General features: G+C 63.5%; 20 protein-coding genes, 1 pseudogene and 1 riboswitch. Of the genes and pseudogenes, 18 read left to right on the forward strand and 3 right to left on the reverse strand.

Annotated features, from left to right (window positions below; translation table 11 throughout):
* Positions 1 to 2,769 carry a type VI secretion system Vgr family protein gene (locus L810_RS19670; RefSeq protein WP_021160022.1) on the reverse strand — a complete coding sequence of 923 codons (2,769 nt, stop codon included), beginning with the start codon at positions 2,767 to 2,769 and terminating at the stop codon, positions 1 to 3.
* A gap of 942 nt (positions 2,770 to 3,711) precedes the next feature.
* Here L810_RS19670 and L810_RS19675 point away from each other — a divergent pair.
* The 10 genes from L810_RS19675 (at position 3,712) to L810_RS19715 (ending at position 12,410) form a co-directional block, all read left to right on the forward strand.
* Positions 3,712 to 4,965, forward strand: coding sequence for an MFS transporter (locus L810_RS19675; protein WP_042975401.1), 1,254 nt, complete (start codon positions 3,712 to 3,714; stop codon positions 4,963 to 4,965).
* Between the two features lie 153 nt (positions 4,966 to 5,118).
* Complete coding sequence (locus tag L810_RS19680) at positions 5,119 to 6,048, forward strand: LysR family transcriptional regulator (protein ID WP_021160025.1); 930 nt, start codon at positions 5,119 to 5,121, stop codon at positions 6,046 to 6,048.
* Positions 6,049 to 6,163: 115 nt separating this feature from the next.
* Positions 6,164 to 6,658 (forward strand): hypothetical protein, encoded by a 495-nt coding sequence (locus L810_RS19685; protein ID WP_021160026.1) that lies wholly within the window; start codon positions 6,164 to 6,166, stop codon positions 6,656 to 6,658.
* A gap of 38 nt (positions 6,659 to 6,696) precedes the next feature.
* Positions 6,697 to 7,716 carry a hypothetical protein gene (locus tag L810_RS19690; protein ID WP_021160027.1) on the forward strand — a complete coding sequence of 340 codons (1,020 nt, stop codon included), beginning with the start codon at positions 6,697 to 6,699 and terminating at the stop codon, positions 7,714 to 7,716.
* A 44-nt stretch (positions 7,717 to 7,760) separates the two neighbouring features.
* The gene (locus L810_RS19695) at positions 7,761 to 9,227 is read left to right on the forward strand and encodes an aldehyde dehydrogenase family protein (protein WP_021160028.1); all 1,467 of its coding nucleotides are present in this window, start codon (positions 7,761 to 7,763) and stop codon (positions 9,225 to 9,227) included.
* An 8-nt stretch (positions 9,228 to 9,235) separates the two neighbouring features.
* The gene (locus L810_RS19700) at positions 9,236 to 10,303 is read left to right on the forward strand and encodes a maleylacetate reductase (protein ID WP_021160029.1); all 1,068 of its coding nucleotides are present in this window, start codon (positions 9,236 to 9,238) and stop codon (positions 10,301 to 10,303) included.
* Between the two features lie 27 nt (positions 10,304 to 10,330).
* On the forward strand, positions 10,331 to 10,468 hold the full coding sequence (locus tag L810_RS47340; protein WP_155638682.1) for a hypothetical protein: 138 nt from the start codon (positions 10,331 to 10,333) through the stop codon (positions 10,466 to 10,468).
* A 5-nt stretch (positions 10,469 to 10,473) separates the two neighbouring features.
* Positions 10,474 to 10,785 (forward strand): YciI family protein, encoded by a 312-nt coding sequence (locus tag L810_RS19705; RefSeq protein ID WP_021160030.1) that lies wholly within the window; start codon positions 10,474 to 10,476, stop codon positions 10,783 to 10,785.
* A 3-nt stretch (positions 10,786 to 10,788) separates the two neighbouring features.
* Positions 10,789 to 11,124 (forward strand): Rieske (2Fe-2S) protein, encoded by a 336-nt coding sequence (locus L810_RS19710; protein WP_021160031.1) that lies wholly within the window; start codon positions 10,789 to 10,791, stop codon positions 11,122 to 11,124.
* A gap of 197 nt (positions 11,125 to 11,321) precedes the next feature.
* Entirely contained in the window at positions 11,322 to 12,410 is a 1,089-nt protein-coding gene (locus L810_RS19715) for a porin (protein WP_021160032.1), read from the forward strand.
* A 45-nt stretch (positions 12,411 to 12,455) separates the two neighbouring features.
* Here the strand turns inward: L810_RS19715 and L810_RS19720 are convergent, their stop codons facing one another.
* A complete protein-coding gene (locus L810_RS19720) occupies positions 12,456 to 13,115 on the reverse strand; it encodes a glutathione S-transferase family protein (protein ID WP_021160033.1) in 660 nt (219 codons plus the stop codon).
* A gap of 123 nt (positions 13,116 to 13,238) precedes the next feature.
* Here L810_RS19720 and L810_RS19725 point away from each other — a divergent pair, with 123 nt between their 5' ends.
* The 8 genes and pseudogenes from L810_RS19725 to L810_RS45410 all read left to right on the forward strand — a co-directional run.
* Positions 13,239 to 14,054: a helix-turn-helix domain-containing protein gene (locus L810_RS19725; RefSeq protein WP_021160034.1), complete on the forward strand. Its 816-nt coding sequence runs from the start codon at positions 13,239 to 13,241 to the stop codon at positions 14,052 to 14,054.
* A gap of 215 nt (positions 14,055 to 14,269) precedes the next feature.
* On the forward strand, positions 14,270 to 15,082 hold the full coding sequence (locus L810_RS19730; protein WP_042975427.1) for a hypothetical protein: 813 nt from the start codon (positions 14,270 to 14,272) through the stop codon (positions 15,080 to 15,082).
* Positions 15,083 to 15,241: 159 nt separating this feature from the next.
* A complete protein-coding gene (locus L810_RS19735) occupies positions 15,242 to 16,381 on the forward strand; it encodes a nitroreductase family protein (protein WP_257008912.1) in 1,140 nt (379 codons plus the stop codon).
* Positions 16,378 to 17,868: a phenylacetate--CoA ligase family protein gene (locus tag L810_RS49140; protein ID WP_021160037.1), complete on the forward strand. Its 1,491-nt coding sequence runs from the start codon at positions 16,378 to 16,380 to the stop codon at positions 17,866 to 17,868. The genes L810_RS19735 and L810_RS49140 overlap by 4 nt, the downstream gene beginning before the upstream one ends.
* A gap of 198 nt (positions 17,869 to 18,066) precedes the next feature.
* Positions 18,067 to 18,170: riboswitch (SAM-I-IV-variant riboswitch) on the forward strand.
* Between the two features lie 42 nt (positions 18,171 to 18,212).
* Positions 18,213 to 18,551 carry a hypothetical protein gene (locus L810_RS47345; RefSeq protein WP_021160038.1) on the forward strand — a complete coding sequence of 113 codons (339 nt, stop codon included), beginning with the start codon at positions 18,213 to 18,215 and terminating at the stop codon, positions 18,549 to 18,551.
* A gap of 154 nt (positions 18,552 to 18,705) precedes the next feature.
* Positions 18,706 to 19,320, forward strand: a complete 615-nt coding sequence (locus L810_RS47350) for an NTF2 fold immunity protein (RefSeq protein WP_162175293.1) — start codon at positions 18,706 to 18,708, stop codon at positions 19,318 to 19,320.
* Positions 19,321 to 19,484: 164 nt separating this feature from the next.
* Positions 19,485 to 20,009: an SMI1/KNR4 family protein gene (locus tag L810_RS19755; RefSeq protein ID WP_021160039.1), complete on the forward strand. Its 525-nt coding sequence runs from the start codon at positions 19,485 to 19,487 to the stop codon at positions 20,007 to 20,009.
* Between the two features lie 382 nt (positions 20,010 to 20,391).
* Positions 20,392 to 20,484: pseudogene (locus L810_RS45410) on the forward strand (H-NS family nucleoid-associated regulatory protein); the annotation flags it as partial.
* 68 nt (positions 20,485 to 20,552) lie between these two features.
* Here the strand turns inward: L810_RS45410 and L810_RS19760 are convergent.
* A complete protein-coding gene (locus L810_RS19760) occupies positions 20,553 to 21,560 on the reverse strand; it encodes a PoNe immunity protein domain-containing protein (protein WP_042975409.1) in 1,008 nt (335 codons plus the stop codon).
* Between the last annotated feature and the right edge of the window lie 9 nt (positions 21,561 to 21,569).

Consider the following 21,569-nt stretch of genomic DNA (forward strand, 5'->3'; position numbering starts at 1 on the left):
TCAACCATCCTTCTTGATGAACTGCACCGACAGCGTGTCGAACCGATCGCCATGCACCGCCGGCAGCTCACCGGCCGCGTCGGTGGTCAGGTTCGACGGCGCACCGGCCCCCCTCTGCGTTTGCCCGTCGAACCCTGCCACCGCATCGCCGTCGGTCGAGCGAACGAGTTTCGGCACACGGCCGAGCGGGGCGTGGTCGAACGCCGGCATATCGGTGCTCATGCTGGCCGGGCCGCCCCACGCATGGCCTGCCGACTTCACCGTGAACGTGCCGGGGCACCCGAGTTCGATGTCGCCGCCGTTCAGCTTCAGGTACGCCCCGCCCGACGTGACGAACACGACCTGATCGTTCGCCATGCCGGCAAGCTTGCCGCCGGCTGCGGTCAACTGGATGTTTTTCGCGGAATCCACCTGCGTGTCGTCGTCCTGCGACTGGATCGTCACCTTCCCGCGATTCGCGATGGCCGACACGCCGCCGCTGTGCGCGAACATCGCGACGCCATGGCCGGCGTGCAGATTGATGCGTTCGCCGCTCGCGACCTGCACGTGCCGCTGGGCAATCTGGTCGATGTTCTCGCCCGCATACATGACATGCGTCCTGGGCGTGACGTGCAGCGATCCTGCCTGTGCGCCGAACGCCATCAAGGCGGACGTGTCGCCGGCCGAACCGGCTTCCGCAAGGTCGGGCTTCCAGTGGCGGAACGCCTCGACGATCTTCTCCTGCCCGGCGGTATCCGCGGCCCGTCCGCCGTGCTGGCCGGCATAGTCGCCGAGCGAGTTGAACAGCATCATGCACTGGTCGAGCAACTGAATCAGTTCGTCACGATCGAGCTGACCACCGGTCGAACGTGTGCGCGCATAGGTCGAGAACAGGATGCCCTGGGCCGCGCGCAAGGCCGCCGCGGCATCGGTGCGCAACTCCGCGCCTTCGCCCCGATCGGCACCGTGTCCATCCTTGCGGGGCTGCGTCAGATAACCCAGGTTCAACTGGGTATGCGCATGCTCGCTCGCCAGCTGCGCGGATATTTGCGACGGCGTATCGTCCAGGCGAAGCTGGTTGTACCGATCGCCGTTGATTTCCTTTGTCTTGATCCCGGACACGTAGCGGTTGCCCGGCAGCGCGCCGGTATGCGTGAACGTCGCGGGCGGGTTCGCGCCGTTGCTTAGCACTCCGATTATGACCAGACGGTCCGGATCGCCCGACAGGCAGCCCAGCAAGACTTCCATCCCGACGCGGGGCAGAAAGAGCGTGCCGAAGTTTCCGCCCGCGAGACTCGCGCCGACGCGTATCGGTGCGCTGTCGCCGGCCGATCCGTTCGTTCCGGCGCCTTGCGCGTGTTCGTGATCGGCGGGATCGAAGCCATGAATCCGTACGCGCACGCGGCCGGCTGCGTCGCAGAATACTTCCTCACCCTGCGTGCCGACGATCGTGCCGGTCAGCAGGTGAGCTGGTGGAAGGTCGATTCTCGGATCGTAGGACGGCGTGAGCGGCACGCCGCGACGCACGCACGTGAAATGGTTCTCATAGCGTGTGTCCGACTGTTCCGGCGCATCGCCCGGCGTGGTCGGGTCGGCTTGCGTAAGGTTCCGGCTGGCCGCGTACAGCATGGTCACGCGGCTCGTCAGGTCTTTGGGAAGGTTGTTCCGGACATCGTGCCGTACCGACGTCACGACGAACTGCCGCTGCTCGGCCGGCTTCATGTCTAGTTCGGGGTCGCCCGTCAGCGTGAACCAGCAGCCGACCGGCATGTCGCGAACGTGGCCGATACCGTCGTAGCGCTCCGCCGCGAACTGGTGGGCGAGTATCCGGTCGTGCGTGATGCGGTCGTGATCGTTCCAGGAATCGCCGACATGTGGAATGTCGATCGCGACGTCGGTCAGCAGCCGGGCCAGGTCATTGCCGGCGTCGCCCTGATCGATGCTCGTCGCGATCGCGGAGTCGTCCATGCGCGCCTTCTTGTAGTCCCACGACGGCCGGCCGGCTTTGCCGGGGGACAGGCGCTGACGATGCGCAAACAACGTCACCGTATCGCGTTGCGAGGTTCCCGAATCGCGCGGATGCAGGCGTACCGTACCGGCAGGCGATTCCGGCAATCGCAGCGGGTCGTCGCAGAACACGAGCGTGTGGATCGGCCGCTCGTCGGTGGAGCCACGCGCGTTGTCGACCGCCCACGCCTTGGCAAAAACGGTGATGCCTTCGCGTCGCAACAGCCGGCGCACGAAACGGGCGTCCGACTCGTTGACCTGCCGCGTCAGTTCGCGCGCCGGATAACGTTCGGCTCGCAATCCCGACAGGTCGAAATCGAACGCGCGCGCGAGCGCGGGGCTGCGTTGCCGCCATTCGTTCAGCAGCGTGCCGAGGATGTCGATGACGTTTCGCGACCGGAAGACGCGGGAATTGATGCGGCGGTCCATCAACGACAGCGCATCGCAGATGCGCAACTGGTACACGGTCAACTCGCCGTCGGATTGGCCGGCCTGCACGTCGTGCACGATCGCGTTGATCGCCCGCACGTCGCCCCGGTCGGTCGTCAGCCGGACCGACACCGGCAGGCCGAGAAACAGCGTGGGCGCCAGATGAGCGTGGGTGGAGATGCAGGTCAGCTGCCCGTCGATTCCCGACATCAGTCCTTCGCGAATATCGGCGTGATGAAGCGCCAGCAGATGGCCGACCGCGTGTTGCGCCTGCCCGAAGTGCAGGGCGACGGGCCGGGTGTTCCAGTCGACCAGACCGGACGCAAAGTTTCGTAATGCTGTTGCTATCGACATAACGGCAATCTCGTTGCTTTTCTGGCTTGATCTTTTTGAGTCGAATTCTCGGTGCGGTAAAGAAGCGGTGATCGTGATTTCGCTGCGCAGAATATCAAACAATGGGGCTTTTAAAGATTTATTGGTATTTTGAGATGAAAATCAATTCGCTCTGAAACGGTGTTCGACATTTTTATGACTTGGTTGAGTCATTTGTTTTAATTGGAAAAGTCTTATATCGGTTCGTCAGGGGTGGTATTTGTCGCTATCCCTTTCTGGAAGGCTGGGAGATGAAGGTTGCGGGCAGCTATGCCCAACCGGATTGGATGTTTTTAACTGGAAATTAGATTTGTCTTAATTCGAGTATGGATAAGGCGGATTTGAAATATAAAAATCGATGTGTTCAGGATCGTGCTCGTGCATCCGGTATGCGCTATCTGCTTGACAGCAGTTTTGCCGTTTTCGGTTTGATAGTGTGGAAGGCGGGTTCCGTCACAGCTCGCCATGGCGCAACTGCGTAAGCGCGAAGACCGAAAACGCATCTTTTGTCATACGAAATGTGTTGCCCGCACGTTTCGTCCGGCCTCGCCGGATCGGGTGCATGCCGGGCGTGAGCGAACCAGCCCCCGGTCATCCGGATGTCCATGAGGGATTTCCCCCGTGACGCACAATCGCGCGTCACGTCACCCCCACGGCCGTTCCTTGCGCGCCTTCCCACCGTCGCTTCCGCCCACCGCCGCCGATTATTTGCATATCGCGAATGGCGCGTTCGCCGCCCGTTCGATACCCGATCCCTGGCGTTGCACCTATCGTTGTGCCGTCGGCTCGCCGGATTCGATACGTCGAACCGGAGTGGAAGCCGGCGCTTCCCGGCGATTCACATCGCACACAAAAACCATCGGACCTGGCTGATGCGCAGGCGCTCCGTCGCGCGCAGGCGAACCTGTGTCCACGGAGACGGAAATGAAAGCAAACGAGTGGGATACCTCCTATGAGTGGAAGGCGGTCACGCTGCTGGCGCTCGGCTTCGGGCTGGTCGGCCTCGACCGCTGGCTGATCGCGCCGCTGTTCCCTTCGATCATGAAGGACCTCAACCTGAACGCGCAGGACGTCGGCAACTGCATCGGCGTGCTCGGCTTGTCGTGGGGCATCTTCGCGGCGCTGATGGGCGGCATCTCCGACAAGGTCGGCCGCAGGAAGGTGCTGATTCCGGCCATCATCGCGTTCTCGCTGCTGTCGGGCTTCTCGGGGCTCGCGGGCGGGCTGCTCGGGCTGATGGCGATTCGCGGCCTGATGGGTGTCGCGGAGGGCTCGTTCTGCCCGACGAGCTTTGCCGCGACCGCCGACGCGTCGCATCCGCGGCGGCGCGGGCTGAACCTCGGCCTGCAGCAAAGCGGCTTCGCGCTGTTCGGGCTCGCGCTGTCGCCGATCATCGCGACGCAACTGCTCGGTTTCGTGTCGTGGCGCTGGGTGTTTGCGCTCGTGGCCATTCCCGGCCTGATCCTCGGCGCGATCATGTTCTTCGTGATCCGCGAGCCGAAGGTCGCGAAGGAAGTCGCATCGGAGCATGCACCGGCATCGCTCGGCCATGTGCTCAGGAGCCGCAATATCCTCGTGGCGATGGCCGCACTGTGCTGCGCGATGACGGGCGTATTCGTGCTCGGTGCGCTGCTGCCGCTGTACCTGACCGACTACCTGGCGCTCGGCACGCAGAAGATGGGCCTCGTCGTGTCGGCGATCGGCTTCGGCGGCTTTCTCGGGCAGTTCGGGCTGCCGGGCCTGTCCGACCTGGTCGGCCGCCGTCTCGCGAGCATCGTCGGCTTCGCGGGAACGGCCGTGATGCTCTATCTGTTCCGCGGCCTCGGCCCGGAGCCGCTCGCATTGTTCGGGGTGCTGTTCGTCGCGTCGTTCTTCACACTCGGCCTGGTGTCGCTGCTGTCCGGCCCGGTGGCGACGGAGGCCGCGCCCGTCGGGCTCGTGTCGACGTCGATCGGCGTGGTGGTGGGCGTCGGCGAGATCTTCGGCGGCGGCATCGCGCCGGCGCTGGGCGGCTACGTCGCAGCACACTTTGGCGTCCAGAACATTATGTGGCTGCCGATGTGTGCGGTCGTGCTGGGCATCCTGGTCAGCCTGCTGCTGAAGGAAACCGCGCCGGCCGTGCTGCAGCGCCGCGTGGCCGTGCAGCCGGAACTGGCGGCCGGCGAGCGGTCGCGGTAAGGCCCGCGCGAACAAGGCAGGGCATGCGGCGAGCGGCGGGTGCCGCCGCCGGCGATTGACATCGATTGGGTGACACAGTGACGCCTCCCGCATGACACAACCCGATATCCGCACGGGTAGACTGCCGGTTTCGCTGTCGAAAAAGGGCGCGACATGGACCGGTTTCTGAGCATCGAGGCATTCGTCAGGGTGGCGGAGGCGAGCAGCTTCGCCGAAGCGGCGCGGCAGCTCGGCGTGACCAGCTCGGTCGTGACGAACCGCATCCAGCAGCTCGAGAAGTTCGTCAACGCGCCGTTGTTCCATCGCAGCACGCGCCACGTGCGCCTGTCGGAAGTGGGCGAGGCGTTTTATCGCGAGTGCGCGGAGGTCGTGGGGCGCGTCAACGAGCTGACGGACCAGATGCGCGAGCTGCGCGCCACGCCCACCGGGCGGCTGCGCATCCAGATGCTGCCCGGTTTCGCGCTCGATCACTTCGGCGCGCCGCTGATGGAATTCAACCGGCGCTACCCGGGCATCCAGATCGACGTCATCGTCAACGACCGTGTGGTGGACCCCGTCGAAGAAGGGTTCGACATCGCGTTCCAGATCTTTCCGCCGATCTCCGAGTCGCTGATCGAACGGCGCCTGTTCACCGTCAGGCGCCTCTTTTGCGCGTCGCCCGCTTACCTCGACGCGCATGGTGCACCACAACATCCGCGCGACCTGCTGCAGCACACGACCGCGCTGTATTCCGGCTACCCGTCGCGCAACCGCTGGACGATGACGCGCGGCGACGAGGTCGTCGAAATGGAGCTGCCGGGCATGATCCGCTCGAACTCCGTCCACCTGTTGCGCGAATACGCGCTGACCGGCGGTGGCGTCGTGTGCCTGCCCACTCTGGTGGCGAGCGATGCGCTCGTCGCGGGCCGCCTGGTACCGATCCTGACCGACTATCAACTCGCGCCGCTGAACTTTGCCGCCGTTTATCCCGCAACGCAGCGACAGGCGCTGAAGGTGAAGGCGCTGGTCGAATTCCTCGCGGAATATATCGGCGACGAATCCCCGTGGGATCGTCCCCTCGTGGAGCGCGGCTGGGTGCGTTGAGCCGTGCGGATTATTCGCGAAACGCAAATGCCGTAATCGCCGTCCGTTGCCTTGTTGCTGCTGTGCGTTGCCCCTAGAGTTGAATCCAACAAGCAGTTCAACTCAGGAGACAGCAATGACCGACACGGCATTCCACACCGTCTTTGGCTCGCTCGACCATTACCGCAAGGGCGAGATCGAAATCACCAGCGGCAGCGCCCGGCACTACGCGTTCTCGAACGTGTTCGAGGTCGCATCGAAATCGGCGCCGTATGAAAAGGTCGTCGCCGGCAAGAACCTCGAATACGTGATCGAAGTGCTGCGGACCGACGGCCAGTCGCCGTGGTTCGCGTGCCCGCACGACGAGTTCGTGATCCAGATGGACGGCGAAGTCCGGATCGACTTCATCAAGCTCGATTCGCCGCCGAAACCGGGGCGCGGCACCGTGAGCGCCGGCGCCCAGCCGGCCGGCCGCAAGATGGGGTATGTCGTGCTGCGCAAGGGCCATCAGGCGCTGCTGCCGGCCGGTTGTGCATACCGCTTCACCGCGAGCCGGCCGGGCGTCGCGCTGGTGCAGACCGTCCTTGGCGAGCTGTCCGTGGAGAAGTGGGCCGAGATCTGCCTGCACTGATTCGTCCGACCTCATTCGACATTCCCAGGAGACACGTTATGGCCACCCTCGACACCCTCGACCTTTCCACGGGCTTTGCCGCCGATCTGGTGCGATCGACCGAAGCCGATCCCGTCACCGGCTACCGCCGCTTCCAGCTCGGCGAATTCGCGTTCCAGCGCGACGAATACTTCGTGAAGATCAGCTGGCCCGCGAAAGGCCGGTCCCGCACGCATGCGATGCCGGCGGACGCGTTCCTGCGCGCGATGATGCGTGACGTGGCGTGGGGCTTCTTCTACGGCTGGGTGAATTTCGACCACGTGTTCGGCACGCGCAATCACTACGGCAAGGTGGACATGTATGCGGGCACGTTCAACGGCATCCTGAAGGACGCCGGAGTCGACTACACCGAGACCTTCGAAACGCCCACGATCATGGCGACCTTCAAGGCGATGCTGCACGACTGGACGAACGAAGGCTTCGATCCGTTCGCGGCGCCCGAGGAAACGGGCACGGCGTTCGGGCGCAAGCACGGCGAGAACGGCGCGGCGATCGAGCGCACGCGCATCGCGACGCGCCGCATGCCGGGCCTCGAAGGCGACTTGCCGCTGCGCGACGATCTGCCGGTCAACCGCGCGTTCCTCGACGTCGCGCAGGACGAACCGGAGGTGCATGTCGAGCCGGGCTTCGAAGGCGAACTGCACGCGTTCAACCTGTTCAAGTACCTGTCGCGTTCGGACGTCACGTGGAATCCGTCGGTCACGTCGGTCTGCGGGCGCAGCCTGTTCTGCCCGACAACCGAGGAATTCATCCTGCCGGTGTTCCATGGCAACGACCGCGTCGAATGGTTCCTGCAACTGTCCGACGAAATCGTATGGGACATCGGCGACAAGAACACCGGCGCACCGCGCGCACGCGTCACGATGCGCGCCGGCGACATCTGCGCGATGCCCGCCGACATCCGGCATCAAGGCTATTCGACGAAGCGCTCGATGCTGCTCGTCTGGGAGAACGCGACGCCGGACCTGCCGCAACGCTACGAGAGCGGTGAGCTCGCGCCGTATCCGATCGCGTTCTGAGCAACGCAGCCGCTTCCGCTTCAGCCCTGTACCGAGGACGATTCATGCAAACCCAACTCTTCATCGACGGGCGTTTCGTTGACGCCGTCGACCGCGCCACGATCGACGTGCTGAACCCGCACGACGGCTCCGTCATCACGAAGATCGCCGCAGCCGACGCGGCGGATGTCGATCTCGCCGTCGAAGCCGCCACGCGCGCGTTTCCCAAATGGTCGGCCCTGCCGGCCGCCGAACGCGGCCGGTTGCTGCTGCGCCTCGCCGACGCCATCGAGGCCAACGCGGAGGAGCTGGCGCAGCTCGAATCGCTGGACACCGGCCACCCGATCCGCGATTCGCGTGCGCTCGACGTGCCGCGCACGGCGGCTTGCTTCCGCTACTTCGGCGGCATGGCCGACAAGCTGCAAGGCTCGGTGATTCCGGTCGAAACCGGCTTCCTGAACTACGTGCAGCGCGCGCCGATCGGCGTGGTCGGCCAGATCGTGCCGTGGAATTTTCCGCTGATGTTCACGAGCTGGAAGATGGGCCCGGCACTTGCCGCCGGCAATACCGTCGTGCTCAAGCCGTCGGAGATCACGCCGCTGTCGACGTTGCGCATCGTCGAGCTGATGGCCGAGGTCGGGTTCCCCGCCGGTGTCGTCAATATCGTCCCCGGCTACGGGCATACGGCCGGCCAGCGGCTCGCCGAACATCCGGGGGTCGGCAAGATCGCGTTCACGGGGTCGACGGCCACCGGCCGCCGGATCGTCGAAGCGTCGCAGGGCAACCTGAAGCGCGTGCAGCTCGAACTGGGCGGCAAGGGCGCCAACCTCGTCTTCGACGATGCCGACCTCGACGCGGCCATCAACGGCGCCGCATGGGCGATCTTCCACAACCAGGGGCAGGCGTGCATCGCCGGTTCGCGTCTCGTGCTGCACGAACGCATCGCGGATGAATTCCTCGAGCGATTCGTCGCGCTCGCGTCGTCGATCCGCATCGGCAACCCGCTCGACGCCGATACCGAGATGGGGCCGCTGACCTCGAAGCAGCACCTCGATCGCGTGCTGTCGTACGTCGACGTCGCGCGCGAGCAGGGCGGCCGCGTGCTCACCGGCGGCAGCGCGCCGCAGGACCCGGCGCTCGCCGGCGGCTACTACGTGCGCCCGACGGTCATCGAAGCGAGGAGCGCGGCCGATCGCGTCGCGCAGGAGGAAGTGTTCGGCCCGTTCGTCACGGTGCTGCGCTTCGGCAGCGACGACGAAGCGCTGGCCATCGCCAACGCGACGGAATACGGGCTCGGCAGCGGCCTCTGGACGAAGGACCTCTCGCGCGCGCACCGGATGGCATCGCGGATCAACGCAGGCATGTGCTGGATCAACTGCTACAAGCGCGTCAATCCGGGCAGCCCGTTCGGCGGCGTCGGCAAGTCGGGTTATGGCCGCGAGATGGGCTTCGAGGCCATGCACGACTACACGGAAGCGCGATCGGTGTGGGTCAACGTCGACGGCAACGTGCCGCCGCACTTCAAGCGCTGAGGTTTTCCATGGATCGCTTCGTCTATCAGGGCACGCCTTCCCGCGTGGTGTTCGAATGGGGCGCACTCGCGAGGCTGCCGGACGAGCTGTCGACGCTCGGCGCCCGCCGCGCGCTTGTCTTGTCCACGCCCGAGCAGCGGCCGCTCGCCGAGCGCGTGGAGGCGATCCTGGGCGAGCGTGCGGCCGGCATCTGTGCGCAGGCGGTCATGCACGTGCCGGTCGAGGTCGCGCATGCCGCCCGCGAGATGGCCGCCGAGCTGGACGCGGACTGCTGCGTCGCGATCGGCGGCGGCTCGACGATCGGGCTCGGCAAGGCCATTGCGCTCGAGTCGGTGTTGCCGATCCTCGCCGTGCCGACGACGTACGCCGGCTCGGAAATGACGCCGATCTTCGGGCTCACGGAGGGCCGGCTGAAGCGCACCGGGCGCGACGCACGGGTGCTGCCGCGTACGGTGATCTACGACCCGTCGCTGACGGTGTCGCTGCCGCCGGACATTTCCGCGGCATCGGGCATCAATGCGATGGCGCACGCCGTCGAGGCGCTCTATGCGGAAGACGCGAACCCGGTGATCAGCCTGATGGCGGAAGAGTCGATCCGCGCGCTCGGTGACGCGTTGCCCGTGATCGTGCGCGATCCTGAACATCGCGCGATGCGCAGCCGCGCGTTGTACGGCGCGTGGCTCGCCGGAACCTGCCTGGGCGCGGTCGGCATGGCGCTGCACCACAAGCTGTGTCACACGCTCGGCGGCACCTTCAACCTGCCGCACGCGCAGACGCACGCGGCGATGCTGCCGCATACCGCGCACTACAACCATGCCGCCGCGCCCGATGCGCTGCGCCGCGTGGCGCGCGCCCTGGGCGGGAACGACGCAGCCGAAGCCGGCCCGCTGCTGTTCGCGCTGAACGCGCGGCTCGGCATCGCACCGGCGCTCGCCGATCTCGGGATGCCGGAGAGCGGTCTCGACGAAGCGGCCGACCTCGCCTGTCGCAACCCGTATGCGAACCCGCGGCCGATCGAACGCGCAGCGATTCGCGCGCTGCTTCAGGATGCATGGGAAGGACGCGCGCCGCGGTGAGCGGCTCGCGCGTCATTGGAGACAGACATGAGCGATGACCATCATGACGGCGATGCCGGGTTGACCGGGCAGGTCGCCGCCGGCTTCGACGGCACGCGAGGCGCGCGCCTGCGCGTGCGGTGCGTCGTATGGCCTCTTCGCGCGTTCGTCCTCGACCGGAGTTGATCGACATGGCGCGATTTTTTGCGGTGTTTGCGACGGACCAGCCGGGCATGCGCGACGTGCGCGACCGCATGCGGCCGATTCATCGAACCTACCTGCGCTCGGCCGACCAGCACGGCGTGGTCGTGCGGCTCGGCGGGCCGACGCTGGACCCGCACGGCGACGCAATGAACGGCACGCTGCTCGTCGTGGAGGCGGACGACATTCACGCGGTGATGCAGTTCGTCGGCAACGATCCGTACGTGAAGGAAGGGCTGTTTTCGCACGTCGAAGTGCGGCCGTGGGACTGGAGCCTCGGCAATCCCGAGCAGCGGGTGTGAGACATGGAAGCCCGACAACTCTGCCGTTTTTCCGATGTGCCCGACGGCGGCGCGCGGGTCGTCGACGAGGCCTGCATCGGACGCCCCGTGATCGTCGTGAGACGCGGCGGGCAGGTGTGGGCGTACGTGAATCGCTGCCCGCACTTCTCGGTGCCGCTCGATTTCGTTCCGGGTAGCGTTTCCTGCTACCGGTCGCAGGTGTTGATGTGCGCCCATCACAGCGCGCTGTTCCGGTTCGACGATGGTGTGTGTATCGACGGGCCTTGCTCGGGTTCGGCGCTGGAGGCCGTGACAGTCGAGGTGGATTCCACCGCGTGGATCATCCATCGGGGCGCCTGATTCACGCGTTTCGATGCGCACGGGCGGGGCCGATTGATGTGGTGGTCATCGAGTTGATCAATCAGTAAAGCTAACCATGGTTCAGGCGCTATTCGATTCCGCCTGAATGAACGCAATTTCCTTTGAAGCACCGAGCGAGAGCACCCGCCCCGTAGCGGGTGGCGGCCTCGCATTTTCATAAAAAAGACGGAGACGACATGAAACTCAGGTTTGGAGCAGTGATGATGCTTGCCGTGGCGCACGGCGCATCGGCGCAGAGCAGCGTGACGATGTTCGGTCTGATCGACGCGGGCATTTCTTATGTCAGCAACGAGGGCGGCGGCAAGAACGTCAAGTTCGACGACGGCATATTCGCGCCCAATCTCTTCGGCTTTCGCGGAACCGAAGACCTCGGAGGCGGGTATCGCGCGACGTTCGCGCTCGTGAACCAGTTCTCGATGGCGAACGGCAGCATCGTCGGGACGGGGATTTTCGGACGCAACGCGTATGTGGGCCTCGAAAGCAACCGGTTCGGCAGCATCACGCTGGGCAACCAGTACGACTTCATGGTGGATTCGCTCTTTTCGAAGGGCAATGCGATCGCGCGGGACATCTCGGGGCTGTACGGCTTTCGCAACGGCCCGTTCCAGCGTCTCGCGCTGCCGGGCAATCCGACCGGCGCGTTCGATTGGGATCGCACGGCTGGCAGCAAGCCGATCGCGAATTCCGTCAAGTACAGTTCGCCGACGGTCGCGGGTTTTTCCGGCGGCGTGATGTACGCGTTCGGCGGGGTGGCCGGCTCGGTCGGCGCGGACAATGCGGTGAGCGCCGGGGTGAGCTACGAGATGGGGGCGTTCGGGGTCGGTGCGGCCTACACGAACGAGAAGTACGGTCCCGCGCCTGGCGTGCCGTCCACCAGCGTGCGCAACTGGGGTGTCGGGATGCATTACGACTTCGGCGCCGTGACCGCGAGTGCGCTGGTGACGACCGTGCGCAACGCGTTCAACGATGCCGGCGTGTGGATGGCGGAGACCGGCGGGCTGTGGCACATCAGGCCCGATGTCGTGCTGGGCGCGAAGTACATGTACATGAAGGGCAACGAAGCGGTGAACGACAACCACGCGCATCAGGTCAGTGTGGCGCTTCAGTATCTGTTTTCGAAGCGGACGATGGTTTATGTATCGGCCGACTACCAACGCGCGAACAGCGGCGCCAATGCACAGGTCAATGGCGTGCTCGATCCGAACGGGGCTTCAGGTTCGGCGAACCAGACGGTGGCGCGGGTGGGACTGCATACGGTGTTCTGATGGGGCGGCGGGCAGATCCGGTGCCAAGGTCGGCCCGCCAATGGACTACCCCGCCGCTGCGGCCGCCTCTTTGGTCTTGTCCTGTTCCGCCGCCAGCGCGGCATCTGCCGCCTGCGCGCGCTGGATGGCCGGGCGTGTTAGCACGCGGTCGATGTAGGCGCGAATGTGCGGCGTCTCGGGCACCAGCTTGAACATCGTGGTCCAGTTCAGCGCCGAGCCCCACAGCACGTCGACGGCGGTAAAGCGCTCGCCCAGCAGGTAAGGCCCCTTCGCCAGTTGCGCATCGATTGTGTCGACGACGGTATCGAAGTCGCCGTAGGGCGACGTCGAGTAGGCCGCGGGCGGGCGATTCATCGATCGGTCGACGACGGCCGGCTCGAAACACGAACCATAGAACGTCATCCAGCGCAGATAGGGGCCGCGCAGCGAATCGCCCGGCGCCGGCGACAGGCCGGCTTCCGGATACAGTTCGGCCGCGTACATGTAGACGGCCGCCTGCTCGGTGACGATCACGTCGCCGTGACGCAGCGCGGGAACCTTGCCCAGCGGATTGATGCGCAGGTATTCGGCGTCGCGGTGTTTTCCGGTGGAGAGATCGAACGCGTGTAATTCATAGGCGGCGCCCAGTTCCTCGAGCAGCATCCGCACGCCGGCCGAGCGGCTGCGCGGAGAATGGAACAGGATCAGGTGACGGTCTTGCGGCATGGCGGGCTCCGGTGGTGCGTTCGTCGGCAGGGATTCGAATGTAGGACGGTTGCGCGCCCTCGTCTTGGAAAAACCCGCTGTGGCGGTGCATCATTGCGCCTTCACCTCACCGGTTCCCCAACCATGGCCGACCTGCGTAACGTGACCGACACGCCCAAGGGCGTGGTCGGCCCGAAGGCGATCAATCAGCGCTTCCGTCTCAATCGCTATTACCCGCGAGCCGAACTGGCCGGCGTGCTGGATCACCACTGGATCGTCGAATGGGATCTGCGCGGCCAGCCGCCTTACGTGCAGCGCACACTGCCATATCCGTGCGTGAATGTGGTGTTCGACCGGCGGCAGACGGGGATCTTCGGTGTGGTGTCGGGGGCGTTCGAGACGACGCTCGCGGGGGCCGGCAGGGTGATCGGCATGCGGTTCCGGCCGGGCGCGTTCCGGGCGTTTTTCGGCAAGCCGGTGCATTTGACGACCGACAAGGTGCTGCCGGTGTCGACGCTGTTCGACTGCGGCGATGCGGAAGCCGAAGCCGCCGTGCTCGGCGCCGGGGACGATGCCGGAATGGTGGCGGCGGCCGAGGCGCTGCTGTTGCGGGTGCTGCCGCCGCCCGATCCGCAGGTCGAGCGTATTCATGCCATCTTGCAGATGCTGCAGCAGGACATCGGGCTCACGCAGGTGCGCGACCTGGCCGGGCGTGCGGGGTTGAGCGAACGCACGTTGCAGCAGCTCTTTTCCAGCCATGTCGGGGTGACGCCCAAATGGGTGATCCGTCGTTATCGCCTGCACGAAGCCGCGGACAAGCTCGCGGGCGGCGAGGCGGTCGATCTCGCGGAGCTGGCCCAGGCGTTGGGGTATTTCGATCAGGCGCACTTCACGCGCGACTTCCGGAAGCTGGTGGGGAAGGCGCCGGCGGAGTATCGGCGCGAGGACGGGCGGGGATGAGTGTGCGGATTCCTGACGGCGCGCTGCGCGTTTTCCGCCAGTTGTTGTCGCCCGGGCAACACGGTAGTGTGTCCGTTGACCTGCCGCCGTACCGACGACGAACCTATGATGGGCGCGCCGCCCGTCCGTGAATGTCGAACGGCGGGTGCGTTGCCGATCATTCCACCCTATAGTGCACGTCGTTGATCGATCTGCAAGAAACTCGGGAGTTCGTCGTGTTTTACCGGAAATCCACATTGGGTCGCTCGAACTTCGCGTGCGTCGTCGCCCTGACGATGATGCTGGCGCCGGTCGCGGCGCATGCAGCGGCGGAGGCTGCGGACGGCACGGCGCGCATCGCGTCGGCGGTCAGTCACGACACGTCGCCGGCACGACCGATAGCCGGCGACGACCCGGTTGCAATCCGGGATGCGCTGAAGAAGCTGCACATCAATAGCCACTCACCTTCGTTGCCCGACCGGGTTCGCGGCCTGGTCTCCAGCGCGGTCGACCGGCATGGCCCGAATCCGGACCTGGCGTCCGTCGATCTGGATCGTGACGTGACGTTCGTGGTGCCGGTGCGGTATGGGCTGAGGTACTCGTCACGCCGGCACCTGTTGACGCTGGACGTCGACTTGTTCGACGCAGAGCGCAACGACCGCGCGGGCATCCTGCTCGGAAAAGTCACGACGGGGCCGCGAGGGCGCGGGCTCGTGATTGCACCCGAAGCGAAGGCGAAAGGGTACATCCAGCACGTCGACATCATCGAACTCGATTCTGGCCAAGGCAAAAAGACCGCGATTCGTAGCCGCATGCGGCTATCGCCCGCCGAGCACGCACGAGCGGGTGGCGAATTCGCACTCGTTTTCTCCGGGCGGCTGGTTCGGCCTTACCTGACGGAACAAACCGAGCATACCGATCCGAGTATCGACGAGCCGACCGACATCACGACGAGGATCTCCACGTTGCACATGGATATCCGTGACATCTCGCTGGTGAGTCAGTCGAGCGGCATCGTCGTGTCGAAGAAGCTGCATTTGTCGAAGTAGCGGGTTTCTCGAGCGGAGCTTCGACCGGCCACGAGGCTCCGCATGTGACGGCGGACGATGCTGCGGGGCGCGGACAGTTGCGTCGCCGCCGATCTGCCGCCCGTGCATCCATGAGGCTGCCTCGGCCCTCATGTAAGATGCGCACAGCTTCACCCGGTCTTGAGAGGGGCCGGTTCTCGCGCCACAACGGCAATCAGCCGCACAACAACAAGGAAGCCACGAGATATGCCGGGGATTCCCACGGAAACCTTTACTGTCTGGCACACGATCCTGTCCGTGGCTCGACACGCACCGTCGCCGCACAATGTTCAGCCATGGCGGGTGCAACTGATCTCGGACGATTGCGCCGAGCTGTTCGTCGACGGCGCGCGCACGCTGCCGAAAGAAGACACGACCGGCGCGTTCCTGCTGTCCGCGATGGGCATGTTCATCGACGCGATCGATCTGCTCGCGGCACCGCATGGCTTGCGCGTCGAATGGCAACTGCATCGCCCGGTGCAGGAATTCGCGGCCATCCTGTCCCGGCCGACGCCGCCGGGGCTGATTCCGTTCGCTGCGTTGCGGCTCGTCGCCAACACCCACGCGGATGCGTCGCGCGACGATCCGTCTGCGCTGATGCTGGCGCGCCGCACGTCGCGCATTTCGATGGACCCGACACCGGTGCCGGATGCCGCCGTCACGCAACTGGCGGCGCTGGCCGACGAATGGGGGCATCGATATACGCACCTGTCGGGTGCGGAACGGATCGAGCCGATCATCGCGGCGAACATCGACGCCGTGTTCCATGACATGAACGTCGCGGACTACCACGATGAAATCACGGCCTGGTTTCGGTTCACGGAACGCTCGACTGCCCGGCATCGCGACGGTCTCGACTGGCGCTGCATGAACCTGTCGCGCGCCGAGTTCTGGATGTCCGCGCGTCTGTCGAAGATTCTGACGTTCAAGCCGACGCGCTTCTATTTCAAGCGCCGGTACCGGTCGCAGCTCGGCCATGTGCCGGCGATCGGCGTGTTGAGCGGCGACTTCTTCAATCCGGAGAAGGCGATCGAGTCGGGCCGCTTCCTGCTGCGCTTCTGGCTGGCGCTGACGAGCCTCGGCCTGTACCTGCATCCGTACGGCAACCTGGTCACGAACCCCGACGCCGCCGCGTGGTTCAGCGCGCATACCGGAGTCGACCGCGCATGGCTCGTGTTCAAGGTCGGCTACTCGCGTACGCCGCCGCAAAGCCAACGCAGGGCGCTCGCCGACATCCTCGTCGATGCGCCGGTTCCGTCTCACTCGCCGAGATCCGCATGAACACGCTCATTCGCCTCTTTCTCGAAGCCGTTCTCTGGACGCTCTGGTTCCTTCGCCGCGTGATCAGCGTCGACGGACGTCTCTACGTATTCCTCAACGCGCCGATTTTTCAGCCCTATCTGGCTTATGTCGGCCGTATGCGCGCCCGCGTCGCGTTCCTCAAGGCGAGCACGTCGTGCCCGGCCTACATCGAGTTCCTGAAGGCCGAAGGCTACAAGGCCGGCGGCAAATGGCGGCTGTCGGACCTGCCCGCCATGACCAAGGAGAATTACATCAAGCGCTATTCGATCGAGCAGCGCTGCTACGGTGGCGCCATTCCGAAGTCGGGTGTCGTCATCGACGAATCGTCGGGGTCGACGGGGCAGCCGAACAACTGGGTGCGCAGCGCGGCCGAACGCAGCGACGTCAAGCGCATCCTGCAACTGAACTATCAGCTGGTGTTCCGCGACTCCGGCAAGATGCTGCTGAACTGCTTTGCGCTCGGGCCGTGGGCGACCGGCATGAACGTGTCGATGTCGCTCGTCGACGTCGGCATCATGAAGTCGATCGGCCCCGACAAGGCCAAGCTGATCAACACGCTGAAGCTGTTCGGGCCGAAATACCAGTACCTGATATTCGGCTACCCGCCGTTCATCCGCTCGGTGGTCGACGAATGCGATCTCGACCTGAGCGCGTACCACATCGATTTCATCGTCGGCGGGGAGGGGTTGTCGGAAGCGTTGCGCGACCATCTGCTGCGCAAGGCGAGCACGGTGATCTCGTCGTATGGCGCGTCGGACCTCGAGATCAACATCGGCGTCGAGACGCCGACGACGATCGGCTTGCGGCGTGCGTTGCTCACGCGGCCCGAGCTGTGCCGCGAGCTGTTCGGCCGCGATACGCCGCCGATGATCTTCCAGTACAACGCGCTCGATTACGTGATCGAAACGAATGACGATGGCGAACTGCTGGTGACTATCGGAAGGCAGTCGGGCGCCGCGCCGAAGATCCGGTACAACATTCGCGATTCGGGTGGGACGTATCGATTCCGCGAGCTGAACAGGCGTCTGTCGGCACATGGCATGCGCCTGCAGGATTTTGCCGCGCGGACCAGCCATTTCCCGTTCCTGTTCGTGTACGGCCGCAACGATTCGAGCGTGCCGTTCTATGGCGCGAAAGTGTTCCCGTCCGACATCGAGCAGGTTCTGTCCGCTTCGCCGGTGCTGCATGACGCGATCAGCACGTTCCAGCTCGCGACGACCGAGGATGCGCAGTTGACGAGTTTCCTGCACCTCCATCTCGAACGGGCGTTGGGCAGTGCGCCGATGCCGCTCGACGATGCGGCGCTGCATGGCGAGATGGTCGAGGGCATGAAGCGAGTGAACCAGGATTTTCGTGAGGTGTCGAGGTTGTTCGATCCGAAACAGGTGGTCGTGCATGTGCATGAGCACGATACGGGGCCGTTCAAGGGGCGGGATATTCGGATCAAGAACAGGTATATCGCGTGAGGGCGTAGGTTTCGGGGTGTTTGGGGCGCGTGTGGTTGGAGGGCGGTGAGGAGGACTGACACAGCTCTTCCTTTCGCCTCGCTTACAAGAGCTGGATCGGTGAGGTAATGCGGCTAAAGTGCCGCTCTCCCGACACTTCTTGCGCTACGCGTGCTTTTCGATATAATGAAATCTCGTTCGGAATGTCGAACGAGAGAAACCAAGCATCCAGAGTCGGGTTATCCGACGCCAACCTGCCCTCCCGGGCAAGGTGGACGCCCTTGAGGCGATGCGGCCGATTTACGGCAACGAAACGGGAGCAGCATGGCTGGCACCGGTTCGATAACCACTCAACCGGAGCAATAATGCACCAGGATACCGCTGCTTCCCGCCAGACTGTCTGTGAAGACTGGTCGCACCTCCTTCCCGGTTTCACGCTCACGCATACGGTTCACCTCGTTTCGGGATTGAATCCGGGCATCGTGTCGACAGCGGCTGCCGTACTCGAAGGTGAAACCGCCACGGTCGACCGGTGGGCCATCGCCCGTTGTGGCGACGTTCTCGAGCAGAAGATCGTTCTCGGGGAAATGACGGAAGGGCAAGCGGTTCGGCTGCGCGATCGACTTGCCGCGCTCGATGGCGTGCTGCGCACGAGGATGGAGCATCATTTCGTCCGGGCCGGTTCGGCCGCCTCCGGGAATTGACCGGAGGGGTGCCGTCAGGCGATGCCTGATTGTTGTCGCCGTTCGGCTGATGTTGGTGCCAAATGAAAGCGCTCTGCGTCGCGTGTACATTGGACGTCACCGGTATTTTTGCCCGCGGCCTGTCTTTGATCGTCGCGCGGCCAGTGCCAATTCATTGAACATTTCCGAGAGACTTGCGCGGAGCGAAGTTGCGCCGCCTGTTGTTCGTTGCGCGCTTCCCATTCCGCAAGCATGCGACCGACTCAAAGGCCCGCCGACCCTGCACGGTAAAATATCGACGGATTTGCTGCCGGCTCCCTGGCTGGTTGTGGGCGATATTCTCAATCATGAGAGATTGAAGATGACCGATGATGATTTTGTGCGGTCGCGAACGGCGTTGAGATCGTTCATGTCGGAAATGAATCATTGGGAAAAGGATTTTTATAAGCAGAAGCGCAGTGCCTTGGAGCGCGGGCTCGACGTATCGGAAGTCGATGATTGTGCTCGGAAGGCGCTTTTGGGTATTTTCGAGAGATGGACATTGCAGGATAAGGCAAGCCAAGGTCGTCTGATTGATTTGGGTTGCTCTGATCCACCGACTTACGATCCTGAAACTGACGTTGAAGATGGCGTGGAAGCCACCGGCGGAGAGGTGGTTTTCATCATTCGTCAAACCGTCGGGATGTTGGCAATATTCCGAATCACCATGAAGAACGACGCGGGCGAATGGAGGGTGAGAAAAAAGGAATTTGTCAATCTTAAGGACAAGTGGCAACGATCAGTGCTGTAGCGAGCGCTACCCGACCTGCTGTTCCGGTTCGGTGTCGGTCAAACCGGCGCGCCTCCCGAGGTGCGGGAGAATCGGATGAGAAACTGCTTGCAAGGGCCGTTGGTGCTTCAATCGCGTATGGTGCTGCCCGATCGTGAAATCGACCGTCGTGTTGAGGAGGTAATGTGCCAGTTCTGTATGGTGTAAAGCCCGCGGCGCCGTTTTTCGCTGAGCTGGAATCCCGGATTGGTTTCGGTATTCCGGCCGAGTATGCGGATTTTCTGGCGAAGTGGAACGGCTTGTTCGTCAGCGGCGCCGATTATCTCGATCTCGATTTCTCAGGCGTCGATAATGGAGTGATCTCTTTTTCGTCGTTGTTCGGGCTCGCTGCCAGTAATGAAAATTTTGATCTGATTGAGCAGAATGAGCGCGTCATGGATGAGGTCGGGTTCCTGAGTGAATTCGTTGTGATCGGCGATGATCCGGGTGGAAATTACTATGCGCTTGCGAAGTTCGGCGACGCTCGAAAAGTTCTTTATTGGGATAGAACCAATCTGCATGCCGACGACACCGCCAAGCCGGATATCGCAGAGGTGGCCGAATGTGGCAACCTGTACTGTGTAGCAGATGGGTTCCCGGCATTCCTGGATACTGTTGTCGCCGGAACGAAGCACATGCAGTTCATCCCCGTCGATGACTGGCCCGGCTAAAAGGCGAACATATCGGCTTCCCGGAACGTAGTCGATTTTCGTCGAGTTCAACGACGTGGGAATTCTCCTCCGGCGTATGCATTACCGGATGGCGGGGCGCGCAAACCAATTATTGAGTGTCCTGCTTTGCGCGTTGCTTGCGCTCTGTCGAAACGAGGTTGTAGTTGAGCGCGTGCTGAGTTGCATTAGATTTAGTTGCACGTCGCCATCAGTTCTGGTTTGACGCAGATTTCATTGGAAAATCAATGACTTCCTCGGCTTGCTCGGCCACACCCAAGCCGGTCAGAGTTTGCGTGCACGTCTTGAATATCGGTACCCTCGTTTTTCCAATAGTTTCGGTTACGGCCGGCCTCGCACAGAGCCTCGGTGTGTGCGGCTCCGTCCGAAGACTGGCGAGATGTGGTCTGGGCGCGGTCGCGCTCCGCTCTGGATTCGCGACGCAAAGAGTCGCGACCGTTTCCTCATCGCAAAGTAAGGTGTTAAGTTCGACAAGACCGCGCGCATCAAAATTTGTGCGTGTGGCTTGGAGAACTCGTCTATGCGTCAGGCCTTGCGTTCAAACTCCCAGAGCGCAGGTTGGGAGCGGTATGCACCTGACCGGTCCGGAGCGAACACTTCTGGCATGCGCTCGCCCTGTCGCACCATCACGCCAGGCACATGGTGGCCCTGTGCTTTCCAGATACCGGTCTCCGGGCATACCTGACCGGTACGCACTGTCTTCGGTCCGTTGTTCTGAAGTGCTGGCGGATTCCCCTTCGCGGGGTCGAAGTTGCGCGCAAAGTCGGCTAGGTCCTTCGGATACAGCAGATGGTCCCGGAAGGAACTGTCGTCCAGCTCCAGCAGATACGCAACCGCTGCGGCTTCGATTGCCCAATAGCCAACGTACGTCCCCTTGTCGCCCTTCCGTGCTTCGAGGTGGCCGTCATGCCACACCGCCGCGGCCATGCCCGGATACCAGGCTTCGAGATATTGCGTGATGTCGTCGACACATTCCTGTTTCGCTTCGCGGTAAAGGCTGAAGACGAGCGGCCGATACGGAACATCGTGAAACCAGCTGTCGACGTCAACACGCCCTTCGAGTTCATACGCGAGCAGGTCTTCGTATAGTGTGTCCTTCCCGCGGTAGGCCGGGTCGAACATTGCGACGATGCGCGGCAGCAAGTCACGCCGATGCAGCAGGTAGCAAAAGCCAATCAGCTGCATCGCGGTCTCATAATCGCCGATTTCACTGAACGCGAGCGGCGGCTGCCGATCATCTGCCTGATGCACGCGCTCGGCTATCGTGAGTTGTTCGAATGCGGAGACCACCGAATCGAATTCGTCTCTTAGCAGGCTGATGTCCGCGCCGCCCGTGTACATGAGCAGAAAGCGACGATAGCTGTCGGAGGCAACAATGCCTCTGGTCAGCGCCTTCCTCTCATTTTCAGTATCGCCGATAGGGGTCAGCCTGTCTTCCCAACTCGCGATGTTTTCAGAAAAGGAGGCCAGCAGCCACTTGAAGTAGTCCTCGCCTAGAAAACGCTGTCGTCGCTTCGAATCAAAATCGCTCATTTCGAATAT

Origin of the sequence: Burkholderia sp. AU4i, from assembly GCF_000466765.1 — a bacterium.
GTDB lineage: Bacteria > Pseudomonadota > Gammaproteobacteria > Burkholderiales > Burkholderiaceae > Burkholderia > Burkholderia cepacia.